The sequence below is a fragment of the Buttiauxella izardii genome (genome assembly GCF_003601925.1).
GTDB classification, from domain to species: domain Bacteria; phylum Pseudomonadota; class Gammaproteobacteria; order Enterobacterales; family Enterobacteriaceae; genus Buttiauxella; species Buttiauxella izardii.
On sequence record NZ_QZWH01000024.1, the window covers coordinates 52,400 to 59,038 of the forward strand.

A 6,639-nucleotide genomic window follows, 5' to 3' on the forward strand; every position below is an offset into this window, starting at 1 on the left:
ATTCACTCCTCAGGCGCTTTTCAGGTCAGTGGCCGGGCGGGCTGGCTCAACCGGTGGATAGTACGGCTCGTTACGGGACGCTTTGGTACGTAGACCGTCCGGCACCTGATAAAGCGGGCCAAGATGTTCGTACTGCTGAGCCATATCGAGATATTTCGCACTGCCGATAGTGTCTAACCAACGGAATGCGCCGCCGTGGAATGGAGGGAATCCCAGACCGTAAACCAGCGCCATATCGGCTTCCGCCGGGCTGGCGATGATGCCTTCTTCCAGGCAGCGCACCACTTCGTTGACCATTGGAATCATCATACGGGCGATGATCTCTTCGTCGCTGAAGTTGTGGCGCGGTTTGCTGACATCGGCCAACAGGCTGTCGGTCGCTTCATCTTGTTCTTTGCGCGGTTTGCCTTTGCTGTCTTGTTTGTAGCGATAGAAGCCCTGCTGGGTTTTCTGGCCGTAACGGCCCGCATCAAACATGGCGTCAACGGCATCGCGATAATCTTTCTGCATACGCTGCGGGAAGCCCGCCGCCATCACTGCCTGCGCGTGGTGCGCAGTATCAATACCCACAACATCCAGCAGGTATGCCGGGCCCATCGGCCAGCCGAACTGTTTTTCCATCACTTTGTCGATTTGACGGAAATCGGCACCGTCACGCATCAGCTGGCTAAAGCCTGCAAAGTACGGGAACAGGACGCGGTTGACGAAGAAGCCTGGGCAGTCGTTCACTACGATTGGCGTTTTGCCCATTTTGCTGGCCCACGCCACGACTTTCGCGATGGTTTGCTCAGACGTTTTCTCGCCGCGAATGACTTCAACCAAAGGCATGCGATGCACCGGGTTGAAGAAGTGCATGCCGCAGAAGTTTTCCGGGCGTTTCAGACTGTTTGCCAGTTCGCCGATCGGAATGGTTGAGGTGTTCGACGCCAGAACGGTATCCGGGCGCACTTTGTCTTCCACTTCGGCCAGAACGGCTTTCTTCACTTTCGGGTTTTCAACTACCGCTTCAACGACCACATCGACACGCTCAAAGCCAGCGTAATCCAGCGTCGGATGAATGGTGGCAATCACGCCGGCCAGTTTCATACCGTCGATTTTGCCGCGCTCAAGCTGTTTGTTCAGCAGTTTGCTGGCTTCGTTAATGCCCAGCTCCAGCGACTTCTCGTTAATATCCTTCATTAATACCGGTACGCCTTTCCAGGCTGACTGGTAAGCAATGCCGCCACCCATAATCCCGGCGCCAAGGACGGCGGCCTGTTTTGGGGTTTCGGTATTTTTGGTCAGCTTTTTCGCCTGACCTTTTATATATTGGTCGTTGAGGAAGATCCCGACCAGCGCACGGGCCTCATTGGAACGCGCCAACGGCACGAAACTTTGAGTCTCCAGTTGTAATGCTTCGTCACGGCCCATTCTTGCCGCGGCTTCAATGGTTTTGACTGCCGTCATCGGGGCAGGGTAGTGCTTGCCCGCAATCTGCATCACCATGCTTTTGGCAATCGTGAAGCTCATGGTGGCTTCGATTTTGCTCAGTTTTAGCGGTTGCAGTTTCGGTGCGCGTTTGGCTTTCCAGTCGAGATCGCCATTGATCGCCTGGCGCAAAATCGCCAGTGCGCCATCGCGCAGTTTTTCAGTTTTAACTATACCGTCAACCAGGCCAAGCTTTTGCGCTTCAACCGCACCGACATCTTTCCCGGCGGTAATAATTTCCAGAGCGCTATCGGCACCTAATAAACGCGGCAGACGAACTGAACCGCCAAAGCCAGGCATAATACCCAGTTTGGTTTCCGGCAGGCCGATGCGGGTATCTGGTGTTGCGAGGCGGTAATCAGTCGCCAGCACACATTCGCAGCCGCCGCCGAGGGCGTAACCATTTACTGCTGAAATGGTTGGGACTGGCAGATCTTCCAGGCGATTGAATACGCTGTTGGCAAATTGTAGCCAGTGAGTCAGTTGCTCCGCAGGAACCTGGAACAACGACAGGAATTCGGTAATATCAGCGCCGACGATAAACGCCGCTTTGTTGGAGCTCAGCAGCAGGCCTTTGAGGTTCGGCTGCTTTTCCAGCACATCCAGCGCGTGGCCAAGGCTGGCTACGGTCGCGGTATCGAGTTTGTTCACTGAGCCGGGCGCATCAAATACCAGTTCTGCGATGCCATCTTCCAGCCAGTCGAGATGTAAGGTTTCACCTTGGTAGAGCATGTCAGTCTCCTGAATCCAGCAATGGGATCTGGTCGTACCAGATGAAAGGCAGTGTGGAATTGATGTTAATGAAATGCAAATAACTCTTTAAATATTTGCAAAGATGATCACAGCCACTGGAAATAAGTTCGCTAACTTTGCTGTGTGATAAGATGCGTGGCGTTCAGCTTCTAAAAAAAACAGAAGGGTAAATCATGGATTCACTGGCCTCACTTTATAAAGATCATGTGGCGACTTTGCAGGAACGTACCCGCAATGTTCTGGCGCGTTTTAACCTTGATGCGTTGTTGATTCACTCGGGCGAGCTATTCAACGTCTTCCTCGACGATCATCCGTATCCGTTCAAAGTTAACCCACAATTCAAAGCCTGGGTTCCGGTGACACAAGTGCCAAACTGCTGGCTGCTGGTGGATGGCGTGAACAAGCCTAAACTATGGTTCTACCTGCCTGTTGATTACTGGCATAACGTTGAGCCGCTCCCAGAATCCTTCTGGACTGACGAAATTGAAGTGATTGCGTTGCCAAAAGCCGATGGCATTGGCAGCCAGTTACCGGCTGCGCGCGGGAATATCGGCTACATCGGCCCGGTTCCAGATCGTGCGGTGCAGCTTGAGATTCAAGGTGCCAACATCAACCCGAAAGGCGTGATTGATTATCTGCATTACTATCGCGCCTACAAAACCGATTATGAGCTGGCGTGTATGCGTGAAGCGCAGAAAACCGCAGTGGTTGGCCATCAGGCTGCTCACGAAGCGTTTTTGTCCGGGATGAGCGAATTTGATATCAACCAGGCTTATCTGACGGCAACCGGGCATCGCGATACCGATGTGCCATACGGCAATATCGTGGCGCTCAACGAACATGCTTCCGTTCTGCATTACACCAAACTGGATGACCGTGCTCCTGCGGAAATTCGCAGTTTCCTTCTCGATGCGGGGGCGGAATACAACGGTTATGCGGCTGATTTAACGCGCACCTGGTCGGCTAATAACGACAACGATTATGCGCAGTTGGTGAAAGATGTTAACGCCGAACAACTGGCGTTGATTGACACTCTGAAAGCAGGCGTGCGTTATACCGATTACCATCTCCAGTTCCATCAGCGCATCGCGAAATTGTTGAACCGCCATAAACTGGTCACGGGGATCAGCGAAGAAGCGATGGTCGAAACCGGGATTACCGGGCCATTTATGCCGCACGGCTTGGGCCACCCGCTGGGTTTACAGGTTCATGATGTTGCAGGCTTTATGCAAGATGATGCCGGTACGCACCTGGCTGCGCCGTCGCAATATCCTTACCTGCGCTGCACCCGTATTCTGGAACCACGCATGGTTCTGACCATCGAACCGGGGATTTACTTCATTGAATCACTGCTGGCTCCGTGGCGTGAAGGGCAGTACGGCAAACATTTCGACTGGCAGCGCATCGAAGCGATGAAACCTTTCGGTGGTATTCGCATTGAAGACAATGTGATTGTTCATGAAAACAGCATTGAAAACATGACGCGCGATTTGAAACTGGCGTAATGGATAGCTGGCTGGTTCCTGCTGAGTCCGTCACGGTCAGTGAGGAAATCAAGAAAAGTCGCTTTATTACGTTGGTCGCTCATACGACTGGCGTAATAGCGGCGAAAACATTTCTTGAGCAAGTGCGTTCAGAACATCCCGCCGCCCGGCATCATTGCTGGGCTTGGGTGGCGGGTGCGCCTGACGATTCGCAGCAATTAGGTTTCTCTGATGATGGCGAACCTGCCGGAACAGCGGGCAAACCGATGCTTGCCCAATTAATGGGGAGCGGCATTGGTGAAATCACGGCGGTCGTGGTGCGTTATTCGGGCGGAATCAAGCTCGGAACGGGCGGCCTGGTGAAAGCTTATGGCGGCGGCGTGCAGGCGGCATTAATTCAGTTGCCTACCGTGCTCAAAGTTCCGTTAACCGAATATACTTTGCAGTGTGACTATGCGCAGCTTGCGGGAATCGAAGCGCTGCTCAAACAGTGCAACGGTGAACTCGTGCAAAGTGATTTTCAGGCTTCGGTGTTATTACGTATCGCGTTACCCCACGCGAAACTCGCTGACTTTTCAGTCAGACTTGCTGATTTTAGCCGCGGTGCATTGCATTTATTGCCGGCTGAATAATAATTCCCTCTCGTTATTTATTGATTGTTAAAGGAAGCGGCTGAAATGCATTTTCGCGCCATAACCCGAATCGTTGGTCTGTTAGTTATTCTCTTTTCCGTGACCATGATTATTCCTGGGTTGGTAGCTTTAATTTATCGCGATGGTGCGGGTCGTGCTTTTACCCAGACTTTCTTCGCAGCACTGCTCATTGGTTCTTTTCTATGGTGGCCAAACCGTCGCCAAAAGAGTGAGTTAAAACCGCGTGAAGGATTCCTGATCGTCGTCTTGTTCTGGACGGTGTTGGGGAGTGTGGGTGCTTTACCTTTTATCTTCGCCGAACAGCCGAATCTCACGATTACCGATGCCTTCTTTGAATCGTTTTCAGGTTTAACCACCACTGGGGCGACGACGCTTGTCGGGCTGGATACGCTCCCGCACGCGATTTTGTTTTATCGGCAAATGCTGCAATGGTTTGGCGGTATGGGGATCATCGTGTTGGCAGTGGCAATCCTGCCCATCCTGGGCGTTGGTGGGATGCAGTTATATCGCGCGGAAATGCCGGGGCCGCTTAAAGATAACAAGATGCGCCCGCGTATTGCTGACACCGCAAAAACACTGTGGCTCATTTATGTCTTGTTAACGGTCGCTTGTGCACTGGCGCTTTGGTTTGCGGGCATGCCTGCGTTTGACGCGATAGGCCACAGTTTTGCGACGATCGCTATTGGTGGGTTTTCTACTCACGATGCCAGTATCGGCTATTTCGACAGCCCAACGATTAATACGATTATCGCCATCTTCTTGCTGATCTCCGGTTGTAACTATGGCCTGCACTTCTCTTTATTAAGCGGACGTAACTTAAAAGTTTACTGGCGTGACCCTGAATTCCGTATGTTCATTGGCGTACAACTTACGCTGGTGGCTATCTGCACTCTCGTACTCTGGTTCCATAATACTTACCAAACGGCTCTGCTAACGCTGAACCAGGCATTCTTCCAGGTTGTTTCAATGGCGACGACGGCGGGGTTCACCACCGACAGTATTGCGCGCTGGCCGTTGTTCTTGCCTGTTCTCTTATTGTGTTCTGCTTTTATCGGCGGTTGTGCGGGGTCAACGGGCGGTGGCTTAAAGGTTATTCGAATCCTACTGCTGTTTAAACAAGGTAACCGCGAGCTTAAACGTCTTGTGCACCCGAATGCGGTATATAGCATCAAGCTGGGTAACCGTGCGCTGCCCGAACGTATTCTTGAAGCAGTGTGGGGATTTTTCTCCGCGTATGCGCTGGTGTTTATCGTCAGCATGTTGGCAATTATTGCGACCGGCGTGGATGATTTCTCTGCTTTTGCTTCAGTGGCGGCAACGCTCAATAACCTCGGCCCTGGATTGGGTGTCGTGGCAGACAACTTCGCCAGCATGAACCCTGTGGCGAAATGGATATTGATAGCTAACATGCTGTTTGGTCGTCTTGAAGTGTTTACTTTACTTGTACTGTTTACGCCAACCTTCTGGCGAGAGTAACCGGAGCCCGTAGTGAGAACTTTAATTCTGTTTTCGACCCGTGATGGGCAAACTCGAGAAATTGCTTCTTATATAGCATCCGAGCTGAAAGAGCTGGGCGTTGAGAGTGATGTGGTGAATCTGCATCGCAGCGGTGACATTGCCTGGGGTAATTACGAACGCGTCGTGATCGGCGCTTCTATTCGTTATGGGCATTTCCATTCTTCAGTAGCGACGTTTGTGAAGAAGCATAAGGAAGCATTGAACACGATACCCAGCGCTTTCTTTTCAGTAAACCTGGTTGCCCGCAAGCCGGAGAAGCGTTCCCCGCAAACCAACTCTTATACCCGCAAGTTCTTGCTGACCTCGCCGTGGCAGCCAAATCACTGCGCTGTGTTTGCTGGTGCGCTGCGTTATCCGCGTTATCGTTGGTACGATCGCGTGATGATTCGCTTAATTATGAAGATGACCGGCGGCGAAACAGATATTAGTAAAGAAGTTGTTTATACGGATTGGCCTCAGGTGGCGCGTTTCGCCCAAGAGATAGCGCATTTAAACAGCAAATAATGTCTAAAATAGGCGTTTTGTTGAAAAAAAAGACGCTTAGTCATTTTTTTGCAATAAACACTTGTCAGCTTCCGGAAAATCCCTATACTGCGCCTCCACTGACACGGCACAACGGCTTACAAACCGGCCCGTCAGCCAGACGAAAAGCGAAAATAAACGCTTGACTCTGAAAGAGGAAAGCGTAATATACGCCACCTCGAGTTAGCAAGCGAAAGCGCGTAACTCACTGCTCTTTAACAATTTATCAGACAATCTGTGTG

The 6,639-nt window shown here is 51.6% G+C and carries 5 protein-coding genes; 4 read left to right on the top strand and 1 reads right to left on the bottom strand.

The window, feature by feature from the left end; translation table 11 throughout:
* Nucleotides 1-9: 9 nt before the first annotated feature.
* Nucleotides 10-2,199: a fatty acid oxidation complex subunit alpha FadB gene (fadB, locus tag D6029_RS12165; RefSeq protein WP_120065009.1), complete on the bottom strand. Its 2,190-nt coding sequence runs from the start codon at nucleotides 2,197-2,199 to the stop codon at nucleotides 10-12.
* A 194-nt stretch (nucleotides 2,200-2,393) separates the two neighbouring features.
* Here fadB and pepQ point away from each other — a divergent pair, with 194 nt between their 5' ends.
* Genes pepQ through hemG form a run of 4 tightly spaced genes read left to right on the top strand, consistent with a single transcriptional unit; the run spans nucleotide 2,394 to nucleotide 6,379 of the window.
* Nucleotides 2,394-3,725, top strand: a complete 1,332-nt coding sequence (gene pepQ / locus D6029_RS12175) for a Xaa-Pro dipeptidase (protein WP_120065010.1) — start codon at nucleotides 2,394-2,396, stop codon at nucleotides 3,723-3,725.
* Nucleotides 3,725-4,336 carry an IMPACT family protein gene (locus D6029_RS12180; protein WP_120065011.1) on the top strand — a complete coding sequence of 204 codons (612 nt, stop codon included), beginning with the start codon at nucleotides 3,725-3,727 and terminating at the stop codon, nucleotides 4,334-4,336. The genes pepQ and D6029_RS12180 overlap by 1 nt, the downstream gene beginning before the upstream one ends.
* A 45-nt stretch (nucleotides 4,337-4,381) precedes the next feature.
* A complete protein-coding gene (gene trkH / locus D6029_RS12185) occupies nucleotides 4,382-5,833 on the top strand; it encodes a Trk system potassium transporter TrkH (protein ID WP_034461629.1) in 1,452 nt (483 codons plus the stop codon).
* A gap of 12 nt (nucleotides 5,834-5,845) precedes the next feature.
* Nucleotides 5,846-6,379 carry a menaquinone-dependent protoporphyrinogen IX dehydrogenase gene (gene hemG, locus D6029_RS12190; protein ID WP_120065012.1) on the top strand — a complete coding sequence of 178 codons (534 nt, stop codon included), beginning with the start codon at nucleotides 5,846-5,848 and terminating at the stop codon, nucleotides 6,377-6,379.
* Nucleotides 6,380-6,639: the final 260 nt, after the last annotated feature.

What these genes read in the sequence shown, in the direction of transcription:
- fadB (WP_120065009.1), bottom strand. Translation starts at nt 2,199, where the DNA reads ATGCTCTACCAAGGTGAAACCTTACATCTCGACTGGCTGGAAGATGGC.
- pepQ (WP_120065010.1), top strand. Translation starts at nt 2,394, where the DNA reads ATGGATTCACTGGCCTCACTTTATAAAGATCATGTGGCGACTTTGCAG.
- D6029_RS12180 (WP_120065011.1), top strand. Translation starts at nt 3,725, where the DNA reads ATGGATAGCTGGCTGGTTCCTGCTGAGTCCGTCACGGTCAGTGAGGAA.
- trkH (WP_034461629.1), top strand. Translation starts at nt 4,382, where the DNA reads ATGCATTTTCGCGCCATAACCCGAATCGTTGGTCTGTTAGTTATTCTC.